Genomic DNA, 25951 nt, shown 5'->3' on the forward strand with positions numbered 1-25951 from the left:
ACAATTTTTTATATAAATTTGTCTTGTTAAATTATTAATTACAAAAAAAATGAAAAAAATATTACTAGTAGCCGCAGTAGCTGTTTTCAGTTTAACAACTGTAAGCGCTCAAACTAAGTCTAAAGCAAAAAAAGCAGTAGCTGCCAAAGTGGATTCACAAAAAGTAGATGGTGCTGGAATGGTTTTTGAAACCGAAACTATCGATTATGGTAACATTCCTCATAATGCCGATGGACAAAGAGAATTTGTTTTCACTAACAATGGTAACAAGCCATTAATCATTGAAAACACCCAAGGTTCTTGTGGTTGTACTGTTCCTTCAAAACCTGAGAAACCTATTCAACCAGGAGAAAAAGGTGTAATTGGTGTAAAATATGCTACAGACAGAGTTGGTCCGTTTACTAAAACAGTAACCGTAACTTCTAATGCCGTTGGACCAAATGTAACTCCAATGACTACACCTTCTACAACTGGTGGCGCTCCAGTTCCAACAGGAAAATCAACTAAAATTATTACTATTAAAGGTAATGTTCTTCCGGATGCTCCTGCAACTCCAGTGGTAGAAACTAAAAGTTAATATTTTTTCTATACAAAAAAAGAGCTTCCGTAAATTCGGGAGCTTTTTTTTTTGAATATCTTTGTAAAAAAAGAATAATGCGTAAACTTGAAAACAGTGAGTTGGACAGAAAATCAGTAGATGATTTTAAACAAGCTACCAAAACTCCCATCATCATCATTTTAGACGACATTAGAAGTTTACATAATATAGGTTCTGTTTTTAGAACTTCTGATGCTTTTTTGATTGAAAAGATTTATTTGTGTGGTATCACTGCAACGCCACCCAATAAAGAAATTCATAAAACCGCACTTGGAGCAACAGAAACTGTAGCTTGGGAATATAACCAAAGTGTTCTTGAGGTAATTGAAAACCTTAAAAAAGAAAACACCAAAGTATTTGCGATTGAACAGGTAGAAAACGCTGTTTTTTTGGATGATTTTAAACCCGAAAAGAACAAAAAATATGCCTTAGTTTTTGGGAATGAAGTTTTTGGTGTATCGCAAGAAGCTATACATCTGTGTGATGGTGTGATTGAAATTCCGCAGCTGGGAAGTAAACATTCACTAAACATTTCGGTTAGTGCTGGAATTGTAATTTGGGATTTATTTCAAAAAATAAAAACGCTATAAAATTGTGAAAATCACAAACACCACTACAATACTTGTTTTCCTTTTTTCACTGCTTGGACTTTTTACTAAGGCTCAAACGTCAAATGTTGCACCTATTTTAACGGCAACCGGAAATCAGATATATTGTCCGGGAACACCAATGAAAATTGTCACCAATATGACCATTGTTGATCCTGATGATCCTGGTGTTACCGCTATTTATATTCAAATTTCATCCGGATATGTTTCTGGTGAAGATCTATTGACGCTTACGGGTTTGCATCCTACAATTACTAGTAGTTGGGACAGTAACACAGGAAAATTAACTTTGAGCGGTCTATTTAGCCAACCAACCTACGCCGAATTAGAGGCCGCCATTGAAGATGTTGAATATTCCAACAGCTCTTTTAATCCAAGTGGTGTTAGAACTTTTTCTATTTCAATTGGACAAGCAAATTATCTACCGTCTAACGGACATTATTATCAATACATACCAAATATTGGCATTACTTGGTCTGATGCGCGACTTGCTGCTACTACTAACTTTTATTACGGAATTCAAGGTTATTTAGCCACCATAACTGCAGCAGATGAAGCACAACTCGCTGGAGAACAATCACCTGGAGCAGGTTGGATTGGCGGAAGCGACGAGCAACAAGAAGGTGTTTGGCGTTGGATGACTGGACCAGAAGCAGGAACTGCTTTTGCTTTTACTTTTTGGAATACAGGTGAACCAAACAGTAGTGGTAATGAAGATTATACTCATATCACTGCTCCAGGCGTTGGAATTCCTGGTTCGTGGAATGACATTTCCAATACTGGAGAAGCTAGCGGTGATTACCAACCCAAAGGATACATTGTAGAATATGGTGGTATGCCTGGTGATCCAATAATTCAAATTTCTACAAGTACTACAATAACAATTCCGAGTATTACCTCATCAACAACTGTAGACACTTGTAATCCTGGTGTGGTTACACTTGAAGCAATGGCTAATGTACCTGTGATTTATTGGTATACCACGGCTACAGGTGGAATACCCATTGCTACAGGAACTAGTTTTACTACTCCTTTTTTAAATACTACCACAACTTTTTTTGCAGATCCTTTTCCGGTAGGATGTACGACAGGTATTCGAACTGCGGTAACTGCTTTTGTAAATACCACTCCAGTATTGACTACCAATACAACGGTAGCCACTTGTGAGAACACACCCACTACACTAACTGCTACCACTACTTCGGGAGTAATAAACTGGTATTCGAGTTTAACTAGCACGACACCATTAGCCACTGGAACATCATTTACCACTCCAGCGTTAACACAAAACACCACTTACTATATAGAAGGAAACAATAATCGTTGTTTATCTATTACAAGAATTGCTATCAATGTTCAAGTGAATCCGAAGCCCCAAGTTATTGATGAAAATCTTACTTTTTGTGAAAACGAAACCCTCACCTTAAACGCTGGCATTAACAATGTCACTTACTTATGGTCAACCTCTGAAACTACTAGTACCATTACCATTAGTGCACCAGGAACATATTCGGTTTTGGTAACCGATTTGACTCCACAGGGTTGTTCTAGCACAAAGACATTTACAATAACTCAAAATGATCTTCCAGTTATTGATGAAGTTGTAATCAATGGCACAACAGCAACTATCATCGTAAGTACCATTGGAGATTATGAATACTCGATTGATGGTGAAAGTTTTCAAACATCGAATGTGTTTACTGTTTCTGAAGGTGGTTCCTATACTGCTGTGGTAAGAGGAAAAAATAACTGTGGCTATGATTTCAGAGATTTTGCAGTCTTAACTATTCCGAGTTATTTTACTCCGAACGGAGATGGATTTAATGATGTATGGAGTATTAAAGGTATGATGAATTATCCCAATGCGAAAGTTTCGATTTTTAATCGTTACGGAAAGTTAATTAAACAATTGAATGCTGTAGATACTACTTGGGATGGCACTTTAAACAACCAACTTTTGTCGTCTGACGATTATTGGTTTACCTTTAAAAGAGACGATAGCTCATCGGAAGTAAAAGGTCATTTTTCATTAAAACGCTAACTTAATTTCTTTTGAATTTCATCAAGAATGAAAATATAATCTTCTTGATTTTTTACGAAATCTCTTTCAGATACATCGATAATAAGTACGTTTAAATCTTTTTGAGTTTTGATATAATCTAAATAACCATTGTTTATTTTTTCTAAATATTCTGCTGGAATTTCTTGTTCGTAACTTCTTCCTCTTCGCTTGATATTGGCCAATAAACGATCGGTATTTTGGTATAAATAAACATACAAATCAGGCTTTGGCATTTCTTTGTAAATAATATCAAAAAGCGTTTTGTATAATCGAAATTCGTCTTCTGCCAAGGTTACTTTTGCAAAAATCAACGATTTAAAAATATGATAATCGGCAATTATAAAATCTTTAAACAAATCAAATTGTGCTAAATCGTCTGCTATTTGTTGGTATCTATCGGCTAAAAAAGACATCTCTAGCGGAAACGCATATCGGTTTTGATCCTTATAAAATTTAGGCAAAAAAGGATTGTCTGCAAATCGTTCTAAAACCGTTTTAGCATTAAAATCTTCTGCCAATTTCGAAACCAAAGTTGTTTTTCCGGCGCCAATATTTCCTTCAATTGCAATGTAATTAAAATCGTCAAAACTGATTTTTTGCAACGGTGCTTTTAATTTTGAAATCTTTACACAATTACCTTCATCCTTACATTCTTTTAAAATATCTGAAATAGATTTTTGAGAAATCGGATGTGTCCAATCAGGAACAATTTCTTTCAAAGGCAACAGAACAAAAAGTCGGTCTTGAAGCAATTTATGTGGTACAATTAAATTGTCTGAAGCAATACTTTCATTATCGAACGAAATGATATCAATATCAATAACTCTTGGCTGATAATCGGAAGCTTCTGTTCGAACTCTACCCAACTTTTTTTCAACTTTCAAAATGTTTTTCAAAAGCTTTTGTGGGTTTTTGTAAGTATGAATTAAAACCGCACAATTATAAAAAGAATCACTAGAAAAACCCCAAGAATCTGATTCATATAGTGATGAAACCTTTATTACTGTACCCACTTCGTGATGCAAACTTTCAATGCAAAGTTCAATGTTTTCAAGACGATTGCCTTGATTGCTACCTAGAGAAAGTATGACTTGGTGTTGTAAATTCATATTTGGCAAAATAACTAAAAGAATTTTAGAATTGAAGTATATTTGTGGCTTCTGTTGATAACTATTTTTTAAAGAATTAAACAAATGGTTTGTAACAAATTAAAATTTTAAACTACTAATTAGAAAAACTATTTAAGTATGAGATTTTTAGGAAATGTATTAGCCACTATAGTTGGACTATTTATTTTTTGTATGATTTTTTTCTTCGGAATTATCTTAATTGGCGCAATTGCTGGCAGTGGAGATTCTGAAACAGTGACTGTTCAAAGCAATTCGGTTATCGAATTGGATTTATCTAAAATCAATTATGATTATGCTGGTAAAACCAATTATGACGATATGCCTTTCTTTAATGATAAAGATAAAAATAACGGTTTGTTTGACGTAATTAACGCTATTGCTTATGCCAAAACTGATTCCGATATTAAAGGGATTTCAATTTTAAACAACTTTTCAAATTTAGGTATGGCACAAACCAAAGCGTTGCGCGATGCTTTAGAAGATTTTAAAAAATCGGGCAAGTTTATTTACTCCTATGCTGATGTTTATTCGCAAAAAGATTACTACTTGAACTCCGTTGCCAATACCATTTATATGAATCCGATTGGAGAATTAGAATTCAAAGGTATGTCTGCGGAGTTGATGTTCTTTAAAGATTTACAGGAAAAATCGGGTATTAAAATGGAAGTTATTCGCCATGGAAAATACAAAAGTGCAGTAGAACCCTTTTTAGAAAATAAAATGAGCGATGCCAATAGAGAGCAAACTACTCAATTATTGACTTCGGTATGGAATTCTGTTGTAACCGAAGTTGCTACAAGCAGAAAAGTATCTGTAGAACGATTGAATCAAGTTGCAGACGGACTTTTAGCAAGAACACCTCAAATGGCTAAAGTTGAAAAATTAATCGACGTTATTGCCTATGAAGATGTTTATCATAACGACATCAAAAAAGCTTTGAAAGTTGCTGCTGACGAGGATTACGAAAGTGTTTCTATTGAAGATTATGCTGAAAAAGTTGCTGCTACCTCAAAAGATTATTCAGCAAAAGATAAAATTGCGATTATATATGCTCAAGGCGAAATTGGTAGCGGTGAAGGTGACGTAAACCTTATTGGTGAAGGTGCGATGCGTCGTTCTTTGCAAGAAGCTCGAGCTGATAAAAATGTAAAATCAATAGTTTTAAGAATCGATTCACCTGGAGGAAGCGCTTTAACATCGGAACTGATTTGGAGAGAAATTGAATTGACTAAAAAAGTAAAACCTGTAGTGGTTTCTATGGGAAATTATGCTGCGTCTGGCGGTTATTATATTGCTTGTAATGCCAACAAGATTTTTGCAGAAGCCAATACTATTACTGGTTCGATTGGAGTTTTTGGTGTTTTACCCAACTTTACGGTTGCAGCTGATAGAATTGGTCTAGATGTTGAACAAGTTAAAACCCATACTAATGCTGCAGGATATAGTCCGTTTATGCCTTTAGATGCTAATTATCGTGGTTTTGCTCAAGAAGGTGTTGAAAAAATCTACGCCACTTTTGTAAACAGAGTTTCTGCAGGAAGAAAATTGACATTTGAACAAGTAGATGCCATCGGTCAAGGTAGAGTTTGGAGTGGTCAAGATGCTCTAAAAATTGGTTTGGTTGACAAGATCGGCGGAATGGATGAAGCTATAAAAGAAGCTGCAAGACTCGGAAAAACGAGTAAATATAGAATTCAAAATTTCCCTGAATTTGAGAAAAGTTTTGAAGATGTTTTAGCACAATTTGGATTTGCACAATCGCGTCAAGCCATTATAAAAGAAGAAATTGGAGCTCAAAATTATAAAGTTCTTCAACAAATAAAACACATGACAAATCAAAAAGGCGTTCAGGCAAGAATGGCTTATGAGTTGAAAATTAATTAATCAAAAAACGATTGCGTTAGTTGTTTTTATCCGTCTTTTTTTTTAAAATGAGACGGATTTTTTTATTTGTAAAACGATTTCTACATTGAGCAAATTATGAAACATTTTGTGAAAATATTACAAACAATAACCATCCTAAAACACTAATTTTGTTACTTTCACAGAGAAAGGCAAGATATTTGCTCACAAATCGTTGCATAAATTTTAAATCTTATGGTAAAGAAAATTTTAAAAATCGTTGGAATTGTAGTGTTGTTATTAGTTGTTTCTGCTTTTGCAATTCCGTATTTATTTGAAGACCAAATCAAAGCTAAAATTTTAAAATCTATTAATGAAAGCGTCGATGCCAAAGTGGCTTTTACCGATGCTGATTTGAGTTTGATTAAAAGTTTTCCGAATGCTACTATTGCTATACAAAATCTTTCTATAATCAACAAAGCACCGTTTGAAGGAGACACTCTAGTTTCTGCTGGCGAACTTGATTTAAAAATGTCGGTGATGGAATTGTTTAAAGGAGATAACGAACCTATAAATATCGAGAAATTCAGTTCTAAAAATGCTTTCATTAATATTCTATTTGATAAATACGGTTTAGGTAATTTTGATATTGCTCTAAAAGGTGAAGATGAAAAAAAAGAAGCTGGAGCATCCAAGCCGCTATCTTTAAATATTCAAGAGTACTCTTTTGAAAACTTAAAATTCAAATATTTTGATGAGAAGTCAAAAATTTCGATGGTTGTTGATAGCATTAATCATACCGGAACTGGTGATTTTTCAAATGATGTTTTAGATTTAGATACCAAAACAACAGCCAAAGTTTCGTTGACAATGGACAAAGTGAATTATATGAACAACATCAATGTTTCTTTGGATGCTCTTCTCGGCATTGACTTAAAAAACAGCAAATATACTTTCAAAGAAAATAAAGCGAAAATCAACGAATTACCACTTGAATTCGATGGTTTCATCCAAATGGTTGACGCCGGACAGAACTATGATTTGACTTTTAAAACCCCAACTTCTTCGTTCAAAAACTTCTTGGGATTAATACCTTCGGCTTACGCGAGCAGTTTGGATAATGTAAAAACTTCTGGAGATTTTACCGTTGCTGGTTTTGCCAAAGGAATGTTGACTGATACAACCGTTCCAAAATTTAATATCGCCATAGCTTCTAACAATGCTTCTTTTCAATATCCTGATTTACCAAAATCGGTTAAAAATATTGTAATCGATACTAAAATAATCAATGAAACTGGTGTAATGAATGACACTTATGTCAATTTAGACCAACTCTCCTTTTCTATTGATCAAGATGTTTTTAATGCGAAAGCTACTATCAAAAACGTTGCAACAAATGCTTTGGTTGACGCCGCATTAAAAGGAACAATTAATTTGGCTAATTTATCAAAAGCTTATCCTATTAAATTGGAGAAACCACTTTCAGGAATTTTGAAGGCTGATGTTACCACCAAATTTGATATGGCATCGGTTGAAAAAAGTCAGTACCAAAACATCAATAATGCCGGAAATCTGAATTTAACTGGCTTCAAATATGTTGATGAAAACGGCAAATCGATGAACATCAACAGTGCGATTGTGCAATTCAATCCGAGTCGTGTTAATCTCCAAGAATTTAAAGCTACTACCGGAAAAAGCGATATGAATATCACTGGAGTTTTAGAAAATTTCTACGGATTTATTTTCAGAAATCAGAATTTGCAAGGAAACTTCAACTTAAATTCTAACCAACTTGCAGTTTCCGATTTTATGACAACTGCTGAGCCAACTGCAAAAACGGCAACTAAAGCTAAAACAGAAGCAATGAAAATTCCTGCTTTCTTGGATTGTTCGCTCACAGCAAAAGCCAATACGGTTTTGTATGATAACTTAACCTTGAAAGATGTTTCAGGAAAACTGATTGTAAAAGACCAAGCGGTAACTTTACAAAATGTAAAAACCAACATTTTTGGCGGTTCGATAGGTGTAAACGGAATGGTTTCAACCAAATCAAAAACTCCAACATTCACTATGAATTTAGGTTTGAATCAAGTTAATATTGCTGATAGTTTCACACAATTAGATATGTTGAAAAAAATTGCACCAATTGCAGGAATCATTAACGGAAAATTGAATTCAACTATCAAATTATCCGGAAATTTAGATGCTAATGAAATGACGCCCGATTTGAAAACACTTTCAGGTGATTTATTGGGTCAATTGTTATCAACTACGGTTAACGCTAAAAATTCAACTCTTTTGAATGCTTTAGATTCGAACTTGAATTTTATCGATTTGAAAAAATTAAATTTAAATGATTTGAAAGCTGCCGTTTCTTTCAAAGACGGAAAAGTTACGATTAAACCCTTTGATTTAAAATACCAAGATATTAAGGTAACTGTTGGTGGAACACACGGTTTTGATCAGCAGATGAATTATAATTTAAAATTTGATTTACCGGCCAAATATCTAGGAACTGATATTAATAATTTGATTGCCAAATTAACGCCTGCCAACGCCGCTAAAGTTGAAAACATTCCTGTTAATGCAATTCTTGGGGGTTCGTTTACTACACCAAAAATCACTACAGATGTTAAAGCTGCTACCACTAAATTAGCAAGCAATTTGGTCAAACAGCAAAAAGAACAATTGATTGGAAAAGGCAAAAATGAATTAGCCAATTTGATAAATAAAAACAAAAAACCTGGTGATACTACCAAAACTAAAGTTCCGGCTACTAAAGAAGAAGTGAAACAAGAAGTAAAAACCAAAGCTAAGGATTTGTTGAACGGTTGGTTAAAGAAAAAAGATAAACCAGCTCCAACAACAACTCCGTAATTATTGGTTTGTCATTTCGACTAAGGAGAAATTGCATTAGATTATTTGATGCGATTTCTCCTTTTTTTCTTAATGGAAAAGTTATTATCAAAAATTGTGTACTTTTGATTTTTACACCAAAAGATTTTCAAATAAATCTAAAAACCTGATGAACCAAAGTCTTAAACTTTATTTACAAGAAGAAAGAAAATCAAAAAGAAAAGGTGGTTTGTATCACAAAACCCAAGTGAATCTTGCTTATAATTCAAATAAGATTGAAGGCAGCAAGTTAACTGAAGAACAAACTAGATATATTTTTGAGACACGAACAATTGGATTTAAAGATCAAGATGCTGTTTCAGTTGACGATATTATTGAAACATCGAATCACTTTATTGCGTTTAATTTTTTAATAGACACTATTGAACAACCGCTATCAAACGACATCATTAAAGAATTCCATAAAATTTTAAAAACCGGAACTTCCGATGCTATGAAAGATTGGTTTAGCGTTGGTGATTGGAAAAAATTACCTAATGAAGTTGGTGGTTTGAAAACAACATCACCTAAAAATGTTGATTTAGAAATGACTTCACTGAATGAAACGTACAACTCCAAAACAATCGTTTTTGAAGATATTATTGCCTATCATTACCATTTTGAAAAAATCCATCCTTTTCAAGACGGCAATGGAAGAGTTGGTAGATTGATAATGTATCGCGAATGTTTAAAAAATGACATTATTCCTTTTATAATTGATGATGAACATAAACAATATTATTATCGTGGCTTAAGAGAATTTGAAACTATCAAAGAATATTTAATAGACACTTGTCTTTCGGCTCAAGATACTTATAAAGAATGGGTTAAGTATTTTTATGAAGATTTATTTAAGTAATAAATCTACAAACTAATCTTCACCACATAACCTTCAAAAGTTCGAACATTAAAAACGGTTCCGTCCTCGAAGATTAAATATTGTCCTTTTATTCCGGTGAGTTTTCCTGAGAAGTTTGGTGCTTTATCTAAATTCAAACTGCTTACTTTTTTAGGATATTCTAAAACTGGAAAATGTAAATCATACAAATCTTCTTTTTCTGGATGATAGAATTCTTGCACTTCTTTAGGAATTAGGTATTTCAAATTGGCACGTTCTTTTATTAAATCGGCAGCCGGAACTTCATTTTTTAGCATTTTTTGCCAATTGGTTTTATCGGCAAAATGATTTTTCAAAGCCACCTCGGTAATTCCTGCCAAATATCGATTTGGAACCTCAACAATTGGAATGGCTTGCACTGCACCTTGATCAATCCATCGTGTCGGCACTTGTGTTTTTCTGGTTACACCCACTTTCACTTCGCTTGATAAGGCCAAATACACAATATGCGGTTGCAATTGTACTCTTTTTTCGTATTCCAAATCTCTATCTTCAATGTCTAAATGCGCTGTCGATAATTCGGGTTTCATAATCCAATCGCCTGCTGATGCGCTACTCATAAAGCAATCGTAACAAAATCCTTGACGGAAGATTTTCTTCTTTTTCCCACAATTCAAACATTGATAACCCAAAAAATTAATTTCTAACGATTTGTTTAATAACTGATTCAAATTGAGAAAACTGTTTTCAAAAACTAAATAGTACTGAATTGGATTAGAAAACTCGGTTTGCATTTTGGTGAGAACGCCTTCGTATTGCATATTAAATATTGGATTTATGATATTAGATTTTAAATATTTTACTATTTTAGCGTAAATATAGATGTTGTCTAACATTAAACCAATCTGATTATGAAAAATTTCTTTATTGTAATTTGTTTTATACTATTGACTTCTTTTACGATTAAATCAAAAATTAATCTTCTTCCCGATGGTACTTATGTTGCTGTTTTAGATGAAAAATACAAAAAAATGGAATTGAATGATTTTGAATTTACTGTTCAAAACAACCAATTCGTAATCAAGAAAGCTGACAAATTAGAAACATTCGAAATGGAATGGTTGGATGAGAATTCTTTTGTAGTAAAAGGATATACGGAATCAGTATCGCCAAATACATTTGAACAAAACCTATTAAAAGATTACAGACCAACATTTAATATCTTTAAAAACAACAAAAACGAATATAAATTCACGATTGGTACAGAAAACGAAAAAGAACCAATTTTAGCTGGAAAACTAGTTCAAACTGTGAATCAAAAATAGTTTTTTTAATTGCTTAAATGGTTACAGAAGCAATCTTAATAAACCTTACTGCCTTAATGGTTAAATCAAATAGTATTTATTTTTAAAATATCACAACCAAAAAAAATGCCTTTTCCAATAATTAATTCTATCGCGTCTTGGGTTTTGAAGCAACGCATTCATCAGATTGAGTTGTTTCTAAAATATCCTAATGAAGTTCAAGATGAATTGCTAATGAATTTAATTCGCAATTGTGAAGAAACCGTTATTGGAAAAAAATATGAGTTTGATTCAATAAGAAGTTACAAAACGTTTACCGAAAGAGTTCCGGTTTCTACCTACGAAGAATTGGAACCTATGATTGAACTCACTCGAAAAGGCGCACAAAATGTCTTTTGGAATACGTCAATAAAATGGTTTGCCAAATCAAGTGGAACGACCAATGCTAAAAGTAAATTTATTCCGGTAAGTAATGAAGCTTTGGAAGATTGCCACTACAAAGGCAGCAAAGATTTGTTGTGTATGTATCTGAATAATAACGAAAACTCAGATATGTTCCTTGGAAAAAGTTTACGTCTTGGCGGCAGTTCGCAGATTTATGAAAACAACAATACTTCGTTTGGTGATTTATCGGCAATATTGATAGAAAATATGCCAATGTGGGCTGAATTCAGTAGCACACCAAGCAATAAAGTTTCGTTAATGAGTGAATGGGAAACCAAATTAACCGCTATTATTAACGAAACCAAAACTGAGAATGTAACCAGTTTTGCTGGCGTTCCGTCATGGATGCTGGTATTATTGAATCGAATTTTAACCGAAACCAACAATTCTAATTTGATGGAATTGTGGCCTAATTTGGAAGTGTATTTTCACGGCGGCGTAAATTTTGAACCTTATCGTGAGCAATACCAAAAGATCATTCCGAATAGTGATTTTAAATTTTATGAGATTTACAATGCTTCTGAAGGATTTTTTGCGATTCAGGATTTGAATTACTCTAACGATTTATTGTTAATGTTGGATTATGGAATTTTCTATGAATTCATTCCGATGGATACTTTTGGAACGCCAAACCAACGCCTTGTTCGTTTAGCCGATGTTGAATTGTTTAAAAATTATGCTATTGTAATCACAACTAATTCAGGATTATGGCGTTATATGATTGGAGACACGGTTCGATTTACTTCCTTAAAACCATACCGAATTAGAGTTTCAGGAAGAACGAAACATCATATTAATGTTTTTGGCGAAGAATTAATGGTTGAAAATACGGATACTGCGATTGCTAAAACAAGTTCGATATTGAATTGTGAAGTCAAAGATTATACCGTTGCTCCTGTTTTTATGAAAGGAAAAGAAAAAGGCGCACATGAATGGATGATTGAATTTAAAAAGCATCCGGAAGATATGGCGCAATTTCAAAAAGTATTGGACGAAACGTTACAAACCGTCAACTCCGATTATGAAGCCAAACGCTATAACAATATGACTTTAAACCCATTGAAAGTCAATGTTGCTCGTGAAAATCTATTTTATGATTGGTTAAAAGAGCAAGACAAATTGGGTGGACAACACAAAATTCCGAGATTGTCTAACGAACGTGATTACCTGGAGCAATTGATTGGGATGCAGACGAGTGTGAAAAATTCTATACATTTGTAATATATATGTTTGCTCTGATAAATAAAATTTATACCTATGAAACAAGTTACCATAAATATCAAAGACAATAAATACTCCTTTTTTTTAGAGCTGTTGAACAGTATGGATTTTGTTTCCATTGTAGATCAAGAAGATTGGTATGAAAACCTTTCTCAAAATGAAAAAAATTTAATACAAAAAGGAATTCAAGATATTGAAAATGGTCAAATTGATTCCCACGAAGAAGTGATGAGTTTAGCAAGCAAAAGAATATCTGATTTAAGAAACTCTCCTAAATGAACGTTATTTGGTCCGCTTTAGCGAAAGATTATTACCTCTACATTATTGAACAACTTTTTACGAAATGGAACATTAAAGTTGTTGAGAAATTTGAAAAAGAAATCAATACTTTAGTAGATAACATTTCAAAAACAATCAAATCTGTCCGCAGTCCAAAATTATGAATTACCATAAATGTATGGTAAACAAACACATCTCTTTAATTTATAGAATTGAAAATCAAAGAGTAGAAATTATAACCTTGTTATTCAACAAATCTGATCATTTGTATTAATGAAAAAAACTGCCCTACTTTTCCTTCTAGCGATATCCATACTTTCTTGTGGACCGAAAAGAATGAAATGTTATGGAAAACGTTGTGTGCAAACTTCGATAAAAAAAGAAAGTTCAGTACCTTTGCACCGCAATTCGTAATTCCCAAATCTTTTTTTGAAAACAAAACTTTACTTAGCTTTATTTTGTGTTGCCTTTTTTTGGGGTACTACTTTTTTAGGAATTCGAATTGGTATTGAAACCATTCCTCCTTTTCTTCTTGCCGGTATTCGCAATCTAATTTCGGGTTTTTTGATTTTCTTTTATTTGTTATTTCAACGAAAATTGGAACCCGTAAATCCGAGGCAATTCTTAAGAGTATTTATTTTGTCTATCATGATGATTGTGCTAGCCAACGGATTGACCACTTATTCTGAAAAATACATTACTAGCGGTTTGGCTTCCTTAATATCTACATTGTCGCCTTTTTTTGTCCTGATTTTGAATTTGATTTTGGGCAACGAAAAACTTTCGATTAAAACTTCCCTTGGCATTTTGCTTGGAATGTTTGGTATTTTCTTAATCTATAAAAACAGTCTAGCCGATTTATTGAATCCAGAATACCGACAAGGCGTTTTTGCCATTTTAATAGCCGTTTTAATGTGGGCTATCGGAACCATTATCACCAAAAAAGGAAGTTCCAATTCTTTAACGATGCTGATGAATGTTAGTGTACAAATGATCATCGCTGGAATCATTTTAACAGCCATTCAATTTATTATTACTCCAACAATCTCTTCTGAAAATTGGAGTTTGCGCAGTGTACTTGCAATGATATACTTAGCGATTTTTGGTTCGGTTGTTGGCTATGTTGCTTATAGTTATTTGATTACTCAAATGTCTTCTACCAAAGTGTCTGTTTTGTCATATGTAAATGTGGTTGTTGCATTGTTTTTGGGTTGGCTAATCTTAGACGAAACCATTACGCCACGAATTATTCTTGCAGCGTCACTAATTATTGGTGGTGTCATTATTGTAAATTATAAAAAGGCCAAATAATTTAGTTTTTCTGTAACATTTGTTGATGATAAAAGTCTTATTAAGAAATCATCATCCGTGGTTGTTCCAAATTTTTTGAATGGCTTCGGATAAAAAATCAATCAACGAATGAAATCATTAGTACTTACCTTAGCCGTTTTAATGGCTAATGCTGTTGTGGCGCAAGAAACTGCAACACCAAAAGACACGCTCAAGAAAAAAGTAGAAGTTCTTGACGAAGTAAAAGTTGCCACTAAAAAACAACTTATCAAAGTAGAATCCGATAAAACCACCGTTTCTATTAAAGACAACGCTATGTTGAGTACCGGAACAGCCTATGAAGCCGTAAAAAAACTTCCAGGCGTTATTGCTTCACCAACTGGTGGATTATCGTTAAATGGCAAAGGTGTAGCTATCTACATAGACGGTTCACCAAGCACACTCAGCGGAACAGATTTAGAAAATTATCTGTCGTCACTTCCGGCCAATGCCATTGAAAAAGTCGAATTGATTTATAACCCTGGAGCAGCATTTGATGCCAATGCCAGTGGTTCGGTTATTAATTTAGTAACTAGTTCTAAACGATTGAAAGGTGTTAACGCGAGTTTTAACATTAATTATAATTTCAATAAATATCAAAAACCTAGTCCGCAAATCTTATTGAATGGTAAGGAAAAAAACTTGAGTTGGCAAACGATGATTGGTTATAATTATATTGATAGAGAACAGCTTTCTAAAAACGGACAAACTTTTACCTCTTTTAATCCAGATAAATATCTCGACCAACGACGATTGACGCTTACTACCAATAGAAATTTCTATATGCGCATTGGAACCAACTATAAATTAAGTAAAAAATCGAATTTACTTTTTAATTATAATTCTACTTATAGCAATGATAGAGATGTTTTTGATGCCAAAACAACAGGAAGTGACATTACAGAATACTTAAATGATGGTGTAACTAAAACAAAATCTAACAACCACGAATTAAGTTTGCAATACAAAACCAAATTAGACACTATCGGAAGAACGCTTGACATTACTGCTTTTTCTAATTCATTTAATAGAAATCCTGATTCTAAATCTAATGCTTTTGACGGCGTGACATCTAGTTATAATAATTTTTCGAGTGACTTTGGTTTGTTAAATTATTATTTGAAATATGATTTTGCCATTCCGTTTGAGAAACTAAAACTTTCTATTAATACTGGAGGAAAATTCAACACCATCAAAGTCAACAACACCGGAAGCTATAATTTGAATACGCCAATCACTGATATCATTGACTTTGATTATAAAGAAACCAATTTGGCTTTTTATGCCGAAGCTCGAAAAAAGATTAAAAAGTTCAATTTTACTTTAGGACTTCGTTATGAAGATTTTAATGTAGATCGTTCTGGACTTGTTGACAATACGAGAACCGACTTAGACTTCAGTAACCGCAACATTTTCCCGAATGTTAGTGCTTTGTATGAAGTTGCTCCAAGTGTCAATGTAAGCGCTTCTTATTCCCGAAAAATATCACAGCCTAATTACAGCGCTTTAGATCCAAATGGTTCTAGTTTTGATCAATACAATGCGTCATCAGGAAACTTATTGTTGAATCCTACCTTTTATGACAATTATGAATTCAAGATTTCAGCAATGGATTTTATTCAATTGGGTGCTAATTATTCGGTGGCTAAAGATGAGAATTTGTTTATTTTGAATACCGAACCTGGACAATTGGTAAGTACACAAACGTTTCAACAGTTTGACAAATTTAAAACGATGAGTGTTTTTGCCAACTTCCCAATTCCGTTGGATTACTTCTTTAAAGGAAAAGAGGAATTCAAAAATAGAATGAACAATATTGACAAAATGAATTATATCTTTTTGAACATCAATTACATCAAAAACTTAACGGAAGGATACAATTTCTCTTTTGAATCGAAACCTGTTTGGAATTATGCTGCGCAAGCCCAGATTTTGTTGCCTTGGGATATAAAAAGCAGTATGACCTATTTTATTTTGCCTGAAGGCGGTACTTGGCAGATTTATAAAATCACAAAACCAATTCAACAATTTGACATTTCGTTGAACAAAGATTTCTTGAATAAGAAATTAAAATTAGGAATTCACGCTTTCGATTTATTCAATCAAAATGAGGTTAATGCCTTGGTTTCTTCCACCAACTTAGAAACTAATTTTAAGGAGAAAAATGACTCTAGGGTTTTTAGAATTTCGTTAACTTATAAATTTGGAAACTTAAAATTAGAAAAAGAAAACACCGATATTCAAGTTGAAAAAGTACAAAGTGGTGGTGGTTTAGTGAAGTAATTCATAGATTAGTTATAAATAAAAATCGATTATAAAAATGCTCCAAAAGGTAAATCACTTTTTGGGGCATTTTTTGTTTAAATGAAAAAACAGGTATTTATACCTAGTTGTTGAGAAATTTTTTTGCTTAAATTTGTTGAACATTGCATAACTTAATAATATGATAATAAATAACTTATAATTAGGTTCTCTTTTTAATATAACTTTATATTTAAAAACATATACTATGAAAAAATTGATATTATTACTTCTAACAACTTTCATCTTTAGCTGCTGCAACAAAGATGATGACCAACCCAAGGCAGAAATTGATAAACTACCACCAGCTACACAAGTTGGAGCCAACACTTTTGGTTGTCTTTTAGATGGTGTTGCATTTAAACCAGGTGGCGGACCAAACCCATTAGACTGCGTATACCAATATGTTAATGGAGGTTATTATTTTGCTCTTCAAGGAAATAAAAGAGATAGTAATAATAATTTATTAAGTGTTTCATTAGGAACAATTAATTTACAAATTTTTGAAAATAACACCTATCAATTAAAAGAGCAGCAAGATGGTAATGCTAGAGGCCGTTTTTATTTAAATACTTTATACAACGATACCTCACAAATTTATACCGGTGAATTAACAATTACAAAATTAGACCAAGTTAATAAAATCGTGTCAGGAACGTTTTGGTTTGATGTTCTTCATCCTTTAACTAATGAAGTTGTGAAAATAAGGGAAGGTCGATTTGATATGCAATACACAAACTAATAGCAAAAATGGCATGAAATAGAAATTAAACTGATAGTCTTTTGATGATTTAACAGAAAAAAAACATAAATAAAAACCCGATTCTGAAATTTCAAAATCGGGTTTTTTGGTTGTATTAGAATTAAAAATTACGATGCAATTTCCAATCGTTTCAATAAATTTTTATTCAAAGTATGTTCGGCATACTCTTTATCAATTTCTAAAGATTTGTCATCAGAACTTGGCAATTCGTACATCGCATCGGTTAAGATTGCTTCGCATAACGAACGCAATCCACGCGCACCTAATTTGTATTCTAATGCTTTTTCTACAATATAATCTAAAGCTTCGTTGGTAATGGTGAATTTCACATCGTCCATTTCAAACAGCTTTTCGTATTGCTTGATTAACGCATTTTTTGGTTCGGTTAGAATAGAACGCAACGTTTCTTTATCTAAAGGATCCATATGAGTTAACACCGGCAAACGTCCAATAATTTCTGGGATCAATCCAAAATCTTTGATGTCTTTTGGGATGATGTATTGCAATAAATTATCCTTATCGATATTGTCAACATTTCTTGAAGTTGAATATCCAACTGCGGTTCTGTTTAAACGTTTTGAAATGATTCTTTCAATTCCGTCAAAAGCTCCACCTGCGATGAACAATATATTTTGAGTATTTACCTCAACAAATTTTTGATCTGGATGTTTTCTTCCGCCTTTTGGTGGAACATTAACCACAGTTCCTTCTAATAATTTCAATAAGGCTTGTTGCACACCTTCACCAGAAACATCACGAGTTATCGATGGATTATCGCTTTTACGTGCAATTTTATCAATTTCGTCGATGAAAACTATGCCTCTTTCTGCTTTAGTTACATCATAATCGGCTGCTTGAAGTAAACGTGTTAAAATACTTTCTACATCTTCTCCAACATAACCAGCTTCAGTTAAAACCGTTGCATCAACAATAGCCAATGGAACGTCAAGCATACGAGCAATAGTTTTTGCTACTAATGTTTTTCCAGTTCCAGTTTGTCCAACCATAATGATGTTTGACTTTTCAATTTCAACATCATCATTTGCGCTTTGTTGCATTAATCTTTTGTAGTGATTGTAAACCGCTACTGACATTACTTTTTTGGTTTGCTCTTGACCAATTACATATTCGTCAAGAAATGCTCTGATTTCTTTTGGCTTGCGCAAAACTAAATCGGTAGCCATTTTTGCATTGGAATTGGTTTTTAGTTCTTCTAAAATAATTCCGTGTGCTTGTTCAATACAGCGGTCGCAGATGTGTGCGTCAATGCCGGCAATTAGTAAATTGGTTTCCGGTTTTTTTCTTCCGCAGAAGGAACATTCTAATTTTTCTTTTGCCATTATTTAGTGATTAGTGAAAAGTGATTAGTAAGTAGCTCTTCACTATTTACTAATCACTAATTACTTATATTTATCTTCTTAAAACTTCATCAATCATTCCGTATTCTTTTGCTTCGTCGGCAATCATCCAATAATCGCGTTCAGAATCTTTGTGTACTTTATCAAATGTTTGTCCTGAATGGTGTGAGATTATTTCATACAATTCATTTTTTAATTTCAACATTTCTTTCAAGTTGATTTCCATATCGGTTGCAACACCTTGTGCTCCACCTGATGGTTGGTGAATCATTACTCTTGAGTGTGGTAAAGCCGAACGTTTTCCTGCTGCACCAGCACAAAGCAAAACAGCACCCATTGAAGCTGCCATTCCTGTACAGATTGTAGCTACATCTGGTTTGATGTATTGCATAGTGTCATAAATTCCCAAACCAGCGTAAACGCTTCCGCCTGGAGAATTGATGTAGATTTGAATGTCTTTAGAAGCATCTACTGATTCTAAAAACAATAATTGTGCTTGAATGATGTTCGCCATATAATCATCAACTCCTGTGCCCATAAAGATGATTCTATCCATCATTAAACGGGAGAAAACATCTAATTGTGAGATATTTAACTGACGCTCTTCAATGATATATGGAGTTAAACTAGCTGTTAGTTTATCATAATACAAACTATTTACTCCGTGATGTTTGGTAGCAAACTTTTTAAATTCTTTTCCGTAGTTCATTTTAAAATATAGTTTAAAAGTTTATATGTTTAAAAGTTTAAAGTTGTTGAACTTAACTTATAATTTATTATGTACTGCAAAGGTCATACCTTTTATTTTATGTGACAAACTGTCTGTTGCATTTTATCTTTTAACTCCAAATTAATGACTGTTGCCCTAGCCCAGATAGTAGTGGAAATCCTTTTTTGTGAAAAATCTATTTTTTCTTGGCAAAAAAGAGCGACCATAGAAGCTTCTTTTTTGGCTTAGAAAAAAGATTTTTGCAAAAAAGATTGGAACGAATAGCTGGATTAGCTTCAAAAGATTCTGAAACGAGTTCAGAATAAAAAGCGCCAAAATCAATTGACTTTGACGCTCAAATATAATAAAAATATCTTAACCTAATTACATTTCACCATACATTGCTTTGATGAACTCATCGAAGTTAACTTCTTTAGTTTTTGCTTTTACTTTATCTTTATACAAGTTAAGCATTTTTTCGCTCATTACTTGTTCTGAAAGGCGTTTTACTTCGTCTTGGTTGCCCATAACTCTTGCAACAATTCCTTGAACATCTTCATCTGTTGGATTCATTTGTCCGAACTGTGCCATTTGTTTTTTGATTAAACCAGAAGTAAAATCTTTTAATTCTTCAAACGTAATTTGAAGATTATTTTCTGCCATTACTTTACCTTCGATTAATTGGTAACGCAATCCGTTTTCAGATTTTGCATATTCTTCTTCCGCTTGTTCAGCAGTTAAAGGATTTTCACCTGCTGATTGAATCCATCTTTTTAAGAACGCTGCTGGCAAATCAAATTTTGTGTTGGCAATCAATGATTCCGTTACATCGTTCAAGAACTTTTGATTAGATTGTTGCTCAAATTGTTGTTCAGCATCTTCTTTGATTTTAGCTTTCAATTCTTCTAGAGAATTTACAACACCAGGTCCGAATAATTTATCAAATAATTCTTGGTTTAATTCTGCTGGCTCGCTTGCTACCACTTCATCAATAGTAAAAGTTACCTCGATATCTAAACCGTGAACATCATCGTGACCGATGGCCAAAACATCCATTAATTTATGGTCGTCGTTGAACAATCCTTTAGTTTTAAGAGTAACTACATCACCGACTTTTTTGCCTAAGAACAATTTAGCTGTTTTTGCATCAGCAAACAATTCCATATCAAGAGTTGTTCTGTTATTGATGCCTTTTTCTTCATTGGTAAAAACACCTGAAACATCATTTCCTTCTTCAACCACAGTTGCAGAAATAATTTTTCCGTATTGTTTTTGAATTCTTGCTACTTGAGCATTCAACATGGTTTCGTCTGCAATAATTTTATATTGAACTACATCGTTTTTAGCTGCTAAATCAACAGTAAAAGTTGGTGCTAAACCTAGTTCGAAATCAAATTTAAAATCTTCAGCATCCCAATTAAAATTATCGGTAACTATTGGAAGTGGATTTCCAAGAATGTCTAATTTTTCTTGTTGGATGTATTTGTTTAAGTTTTCTTGTAAAACTTTATTAACTTCTTCTAATAAAATGGCTTTACCGTATTGTTTTTGGATTAAGCTCATTGGAACTGCTCCTTTTCTGAAACCTGGAATGGCTGCATTTTTGCGGTAATCAGCTAAAACTTTTTCTACTTTTGGAGCATAATCAGCTTTTGAAACTTCAACGGTTACAACAGCATTTAGTGCATCTACATTATTTCTTGTAATATTCATTTCTTCGTGTTTTATACATACTAAAATTGGGTTGCAAAATTATAACATTTCTACAACCCAACCAATTTTATTTTATTGATTTTAACTATTTTTTTCCTTCACCCGAAAGTTGATAAACCAATGATTGTGAAAGCGATAAAATGATACTAAAAATTAGCGCTGGCCAAAATCCATCAACATCAAATCCGTCTACAAAATGATCACACAACAATATAATAATTGCGTTTATAACTAGTAAAAACAAGCCTAGTGTAAAAACAGTAACTGGCAAGGTAAAAAGCACCAAAATAGGTTTCACAAAGAAGTTTAAAAGTCCGAGTACAACAGCTACAATCAAGGCTGTTGTAAATTGATCGACCACTACTCCTTTCATGAAATAGGAGATCACCATAACGAGTAAAGCCGTTACTACTATTCTTAAAAGTAATTTCATTTTTTATTGATTTTTAATTAGCTCTTTATTTCAAAAAACGTGCCGTTTCTTCAAAAAACAATTTTGGATTCTCTGCATGCAACCAATGGCCAACATTAGGCATCGTTACAATTTCAAAATTAGGAAAGTGTGTTTTTATTTTGGGCAAATCTGTATCTAAAATATATTTTGAATTGCCGCCACGAATGAACAATGTGGGATTGTCAAAATGGGCATTTTCCGACAATGCCGTTCCGATGACCTCCGTTTTTTCGTTAAATACTTTTAAATTGAATCTGAAATCGAGTTGTCCTGGCTCTTTCCAGTACAAGTTTTTCATTAAAAATTGGCGTGTTCCAAAATCAGGAATAAACGGATAAAGTGTTTCCTCTACATCGGTTCGGCTTGGTTTTGTTGAAAAATCTACCGCATTCAATCCGGCTAAAATATCTTGATGATGTGGCGCATAGTATTTTGGACCAATATCGGCCACAACTAGTTTTTCGACCTTTTCTGGATAAGTCGTTGCAAAAAGCATTGCCACTTTTCCGCCCATTGAATGACCGATGATAGCAACTTTTTCAAGCGCGTGTTCTTTGCAATACTCTAAAACGTCATTTGCCATACTGTCATAAGAAAACTCATCAGAATGAAAACTTTTGCCGTGATTTCTTAAATCTAAAGTATGTAATTGAAAACCTTCTGCTGCATACAAAGCTCCAAAAGATTTCCAATTGTCTGACATTCCTAAAAATCCGTGAATGATTAAGAGTGGTTTCCCTGTTCCTTCTATTCTTGAGTATAACATTTTACTTCAATTTTTGCAAATACATATTTACCACATTATCCAATCCTAAATAAAGTGCTTCAGAAATTAGAGCGTGTCCGATAGAAACTTCCAACAAACCTGGAATATTATCTTTGAAAAATTTAATGTTATCCAAACTCAAATCGTGACCCGCATTTATTCCTAAGCCTATAGCATTGGCTAAGATGGCTGCATCGGTATAAGCGTCAATTCCGTTTTCATTTCCTAAACTGTATTGATGAGCAAATTCTTCGGTATATAATTCAATTCTGTCGGTTCCAGTTGCTTTTGCACCTTCTACCATTCTTAAAATTGGATCTACAAAAATAGAAGTACGAATACCATTTCTTTTAAATTCAGTAATCACTTCAGTCAAATATGCCTTATTTTTAATCGTATCCCAACCTGCTGAAGAGGTAATGGCACCAATAGCATCGGGCACTAAGGTTACTTGCTCAGGTTTACATTCTAAAACCAAATCAATAAAATTGTGTTGCGGATTTCCTTCAATATTAAATTCAGTATATACAACTGGTCTCAAATCTCTCGAATCTTGATAGCGAATGTGACGTTCGTCCGGACGTGGATGAATAGTGATACCTTGCGCTCCAAATTTTTGAATGTCTTTTGCAACTTGCAATAGGTTTGGAACGTTTCCGCCACGCGCATTCCTCAAGGTTGCGATTTTATTGATATTTACACTTAATTTAGTACTCATCTTTTTTGTTTTTTAGCAAGCGATTAACAAATTATCAGCTTAAAAAGAAAATGAAAAAATCTTTCCAACTTTGGCTACTAATAATTTTGTACAAAAATACAAAGTTAAAATAAGGTTTTATGTTCTAAAATTTGATTATTTTGCAACAAATATTGAATCCTTGCTATGACTGAAATTAACGATTACATCACCAACGATTATAAAGCTCTTGATAGCCAAGACACTATTGCTGATGTACAAGATTTTTTTATTGATGTTCCTTTTTCACATTTTTCAGTTTTAAACGAAGGTGTTTATATAGGGTGCATTGCTTCTGACGATATTGAAACGTTTGATTCTGACAAAAAAGTAACAGATTACCGCTATACACTTGAAGGCTTTTTTGCTAGAAAAAATATGATATGGTTGGATGTTTTAGAAGTTTTTGCTAAAAACCATACTAATGTTGTTCCGGTTTTAGACGATGATAATTCGTATTTAGGATATTATGAATTGGAAGATATTGTTAAATTTTTTCACGAAACCCCTTTTTTAAAAGAACAAGGTGGTATCATCGTAATCAAAAAAAGCATACTTGACTATTCGATGAGTCAGGTTACGCAAATTGTAGAAAGTAATAATGGCAAATTATTAGGATTATTTATTTCCGAAGCTGATGTTGAAAGTGTGCAGATCACCATTAAAATTGCCCTTGGAAGTATGAATGATATTATTCAAACTTTTAGAAGATACAATTATGAGATTATTTCAGAGCATCACGAAGATAATTATTTAAATAGTTTAAGAGAACGTTCTGATTATTTGGATAAGTATTTAAATATATAAAATCAGATTTTAAGACATTAAAAATAGCACACCGATATAGAAATCTAAAATCTAAAATTTTATGAAAGTTGCCATCTTCGGACAATATTATCAAAATGACACTCGACCAATAATAAGAGATATATTTGTATTTCTTAACAATAATAAGGTGGAGTTGTTTATTGAAGAAAAATTTCTGAAAATTTTATATGAACAAGAAATTTTAAAGAAAGAATATAAAACTTTTACTTCGTATCAATGTTTAGATTCTAGTTTTGACATATTAATCAGTATTGGTGGTGACGGAACGATTTTGCGTGCTGCAACTTTTGTGCGAGATACAGGCATTCCAATTTTAGGCATAAATGCAGGACGACTTGGATTTTTAGCCAAAGTTCAAAAAGAAAATATTGAAACCTTTTTACAAATAGTTTTAGAAAAAAAATACACCTTATCAGAAAGAACCTTATTGAGTTTAGAATGTTCACCAGAAAATGAGCAAGTAAACGAACTCAATTTTGCGATGAATGAAGTGACCGTTAGTAGAAAAGACACTACTTCGATGATTACTATTGAAACCTCATTGAACGATGAATATTTAAATTCTTATTGGGCAGACGGTTTGATTATTTCCACACCAACAGGTTCAACCGGATATTCTTTAAGTTGTGGCGGACCAGTTTTAACGCCCGATGTAAAAGGATTGGTAATTACACCAATTGCTCCACATAATTTGAATGCTCGACCTTTGGTAATTCCAGATGAAACCGAAATTAAATTGCGAGTATCCGGACGTGAAGAACAATATTTAGTTTCACTAGATTCGCGCATAGCTACCTTAAATAACAATTCAGTTTTAACAATTCGAAAAACACCTTTCAAAATCAATATGGTAGAAATACCTGATGAAACCTTCTTGAAAACCTTAAGAAACAAACTACTTTGGGGCGAAGACAAACGAAATTAATACCTTTTTTAAAATACTACAGCCCACTTTTTTTCGTTAATTAACAGTTCGTTTTAAACGAATTTTATTTTAAACATTAACTGTGTCAATTTTAATTTATTATAAATACTAATATGATGTTTTATTAGTGGCTAGAATTATTATATTTGCACGCTATTTTTCGATTAATGAAAAGATTTTTTTTAATAATTTTATTGTTTGGTTTCACAAAATTAAATGCTCAAATTCACGAAGTTGGAGTTTTTCTTGGTGGTAGCAACTATATAGGTGATATTGGAAATACCGCTTATGTAAACCCTAATGAATTGGCCTATGGCCTTTTATATAAATGGAATAAAAGTCCGAGACATTCTTGGAGAATATCTTATACTCAGGCTAAAATTACTGGCAATGATTTAGATTATGAAGTGTCTGGAAGATTTAAAAGAGGATATGATTTTGAAAACAACATCAAAGAATTATCTTTGGGCTTGGAGTTTAATTTTTTTGATTTTAATCTTCACGATTTTGAGAGAAAAGTGACACCTTATGTATATTCAGGTTTAAGTTACACCAACTATAATGAATTATATACCATTAATGGTGTTTCAAAAGAAGATAAAAACAGTAGCGTACTTGCCATTCCTATTGTATTAGGAGTAAAATCTAATGTGTTACCTAATTTAATTTTAGGACTAGAAGTTGGAGCAAGATATACAATGACTGACAATTTGGACGGTAGTTTTCCTAAAAATGAAAAACTAGAATCGTTAAAATTTGGAAATATAAATAGTAAAGATTGGTATGTTTTTTCAGGGTTTACTTTAACGTATACCTTTGGTGAAAAACCATGCTATTGTGCAGATTAA

At 32.9% G+C, this 25951-nt stretch carries 23 protein-coding genes; 15 read left to right on the top strand and 8 right to left on the bottom strand.

Going from position 1 to position 25951, the window contains the following annotated elements; genetic code table 11:
- Window positions 1-49 precede the first annotated feature (49 nt).
- From Q0050_RS04595 to Q0050_RS04605, 3 genes are all read left to right on the top strand, one after another.
- On the top strand, window positions 50-577 hold the full coding sequence (locus Q0050_RS04595) for a DUF1573 domain-containing protein (protein ID WP_298392832.1): 528 nt from the start codon (window positions 50-52) through the stop codon (window positions 575-577).
- 77 nt (window positions 578-654) lie between these two features.
- Entirely contained in the window at window positions 655-1188 is a 534-nt protein-coding gene (locus Q0050_RS04600) for an RNA methyltransferase (RefSeq protein ID WP_298392833.1), read from the top strand.
- A 4-nt stretch (window positions 1189-1192) separates the two neighbouring features.
- On the top strand, window positions 1193-3247 hold the full coding sequence (locus Q0050_RS04605; protein WP_298392834.1) for a T9SS type B sorting domain-containing protein: 2055 nt from the start codon (window positions 1193-1195) through the stop codon (window positions 3245-3247).
- Here Q0050_RS04605 and folK read toward each other — a convergent pair.
- Window positions 3244-4377: a 2-amino-4-hydroxy-6-hydroxymethyldihydropteridine diphosphokinase gene (folK, locus tag Q0050_RS04610; RefSeq protein WP_298392835.1), complete on the bottom strand. Its 1134-nt coding sequence runs from the start codon at window positions 4375-4377 to the stop codon at window positions 3244-3246. The two genes, Q0050_RS04605 and folK, sit on opposite strands and share 4 nt — an antisense overlap.
- Window positions 4378-4515: 138 nt before the next feature.
- Here folK and sppA point away from each other — a divergent pair, with 138 nt between their 5' ends.
- From sppA to Q0050_RS04625, 3 genes are all read left to right on the top strand, one after another.
- On the top strand, window positions 4516-6282 hold the full coding sequence (gene sppA, locus Q0050_RS04615) for a signal peptide peptidase SppA (protein WP_298392836.1): 1767 nt from the start codon (window positions 4516-4518) through the stop codon (window positions 6280-6282).
- Window positions 6283-6495: 213 nt separating this feature from the next.
- The gene (locus Q0050_RS04620; protein ID WP_298392837.1) at window positions 6496-9117 is read left to right on the top strand and encodes an AsmA-like C-terminal region-containing protein; all 2622 of its coding nucleotides are present in this window, start codon (window positions 6496-6498) and stop codon (window positions 9115-9117) included.
- Between the two features lie 148 nt (window positions 9118-9265).
- Entirely contained in the window at window positions 9266-9994 is a 729-nt protein-coding gene (locus Q0050_RS04625; protein ID WP_298392838.1) for a Fic family protein, read from the top strand.
- A 5-nt stretch (window positions 9995-9999) separates the two neighbouring features.
- On the opposite strand, the gene Q0050_RS04630 is transcribed toward Q0050_RS04625, so the two are convergent.
- Entirely contained in the window at window positions 10000-10794 is a 795-nt protein-coding gene (locus tag Q0050_RS04630) for a DUF2797 domain-containing protein (protein ID WP_298392951.1), read from the bottom strand.
- A 90-nt stretch (window positions 10795-10884) separates the two neighbouring features.
- Here Q0050_RS04630 and Q0050_RS04635 point away from each other — a divergent pair, with 90 nt between their 5' ends.
- From Q0050_RS04635 to Q0050_RS04660, 6 genes are all read left to right on the top strand, one after another.
- The gene (locus Q0050_RS04635) at window positions 10885-11298 is read left to right on the top strand and encodes a hypothetical protein (RefSeq protein WP_298392839.1); all 414 of its coding nucleotides are present in this window, start codon (window positions 10885-10887) and stop codon (window positions 11296-11298) included.
- A 105-nt stretch (window positions 11299-11403) separates the two neighbouring features.
- Window positions 11404-12942, top strand: coding sequence for a GH3 auxin-responsive promoter family protein (locus tag Q0050_RS04640; protein ID WP_298392840.1), 1539 nt, complete (start codon window positions 11404-11406; stop codon window positions 12940-12942).
- A 36-nt stretch (window positions 12943-12978) separates the two neighbouring features.
- Window positions 12979-13221 carry a hypothetical protein gene (locus Q0050_RS04645; protein ID WP_298392841.1) on the top strand — a complete coding sequence of 81 codons (243 nt, stop codon included), beginning with the start codon at window positions 12979-12981 and terminating at the stop codon, window positions 13219-13221.
- Between the two features lie 429 nt (window positions 13222-13650).
- Window positions 13651-14532 (top strand): EamA family transporter, encoded by an 882-nt coding sequence (locus tag Q0050_RS04650; RefSeq protein WP_298392842.1) that lies wholly within the window; start codon window positions 13651-13653, stop codon window positions 14530-14532.
- Window positions 14533-14640: 108 nt separating this feature from the next.
- Entirely contained in the window at window positions 14641-16833 is a 2193-nt protein-coding gene (locus Q0050_RS04655) for an outer membrane beta-barrel family protein (protein ID WP_298392843.1), read from the top strand.
- A gap of 226 nt (window positions 16834-17059) precedes the next feature.
- A complete protein-coding gene (locus tag Q0050_RS04660; RefSeq protein ID WP_298392844.1) occupies window positions 17060-17593 on the top strand; it encodes a DUF6252 family protein in 534 nt (177 codons plus the stop codon).
- A gap of 128 nt (window positions 17594-17721) precedes the next feature.
- On the opposite strand, the gene clpX is transcribed toward Q0050_RS04660, so the two are convergent.
- The 6 genes from clpX to Q0050_RS04690 all read right to left on the bottom strand — a co-directional run bounded on the left by clpX (window position 17722) and on the right by Q0050_RS04690 (window position 23332).
- Window positions 17722-18954 carry an ATP-dependent Clp protease ATP-binding subunit ClpX gene (gene clpX / locus Q0050_RS04665; protein ID WP_298392845.1) on the bottom strand — a complete coding sequence of 411 codons (1233 nt, stop codon included), beginning with the start codon at window positions 18952-18954 and terminating at the stop codon, window positions 17722-17724.
- A gap of 70 nt (window positions 18955-19024) precedes the next feature.
- Window positions 19025-19681: an ATP-dependent Clp endopeptidase proteolytic subunit ClpP gene (gene clpP / locus Q0050_RS04670; protein ID WP_298392846.1), complete on the bottom strand. Its 657-nt coding sequence runs from the start codon at window positions 19679-19681 to the stop codon at window positions 19025-19027.
- A gap of 384 nt (window positions 19682-20065) precedes the next feature.
- Entirely contained in the window at window positions 20066-21394 is a 1329-nt protein-coding gene (gene tig, locus Q0050_RS04675) for a trigger factor (protein WP_298392847.1), read from the bottom strand.
- Window positions 21395-21479: 85 nt separating this feature from the next.
- The gene (locus Q0050_RS04680; RefSeq protein WP_298392848.1) at window positions 21480-21827 is read right to left on the bottom strand and encodes a phage holin family protein; all 348 of its coding nucleotides are present in this window, start codon (window positions 21825-21827) and stop codon (window positions 21480-21482) included.
- Window positions 21828-21852: 25 nt separating this feature from the next.
- Window positions 21853-22614: an alpha/beta fold hydrolase gene (locus tag Q0050_RS04685; RefSeq protein ID WP_298392849.1), complete on the bottom strand. Its 762-nt coding sequence runs from the start codon at window positions 22612-22614 to the stop codon at window positions 21853-21855.
- A gap of 1 nt (window position 22615) precedes the next feature.
- Window positions 22616-23332 (bottom strand): pyridoxine 5'-phosphate synthase, encoded by a 717-nt coding sequence (locus tag Q0050_RS04690; protein WP_298392850.1) that lies wholly within the window; start codon window positions 23330-23332, stop codon window positions 22616-22618.
- A gap of 165 nt (window positions 23333-23497) precedes the next feature.
- Here Q0050_RS04690 and Q0050_RS04695 point away from each other — a divergent pair, with 165 nt between their 5' ends.
- The 3 genes from Q0050_RS04695 to Q0050_RS04705 all read left to right on the top strand — a co-directional run bounded on the left by Q0050_RS04695 (window position 23498) and on the right by Q0050_RS04705 (window position 25951).
- Complete coding sequence (locus tag Q0050_RS04695) at window positions 23498-24157, top strand: CBS domain-containing protein (protein WP_298392851.1); 660 nt, start codon at window positions 23498-23500, stop codon at window positions 24155-24157.
- 61 nt (window positions 24158-24218) lie between these two features.
- The gene (locus Q0050_RS04700; protein WP_298392852.1) at window positions 24219-25103 is read left to right on the top strand and encodes an NAD kinase; all 885 of its coding nucleotides are present in this window, start codon (window positions 24219-24221) and stop codon (window positions 25101-25103) included.
- Window positions 25104-25270: 167 nt separating this feature from the next.
- Window positions 25271-25951, top strand: coding sequence for a DUF6089 family protein (locus Q0050_RS04705; RefSeq protein ID WP_298392853.1), 681 nt, complete (start codon window positions 25271-25273; stop codon window positions 25949-25951).

Source organism: Flavobacterium sp. (assembly GCF_027483985.1).
In the GTDB taxonomy this organism is placed as follows: domain Bacteria; phylum Bacteroidota; class Bacteroidia; order Flavobacteriales; family Flavobacteriaceae; genus Flavobacterium.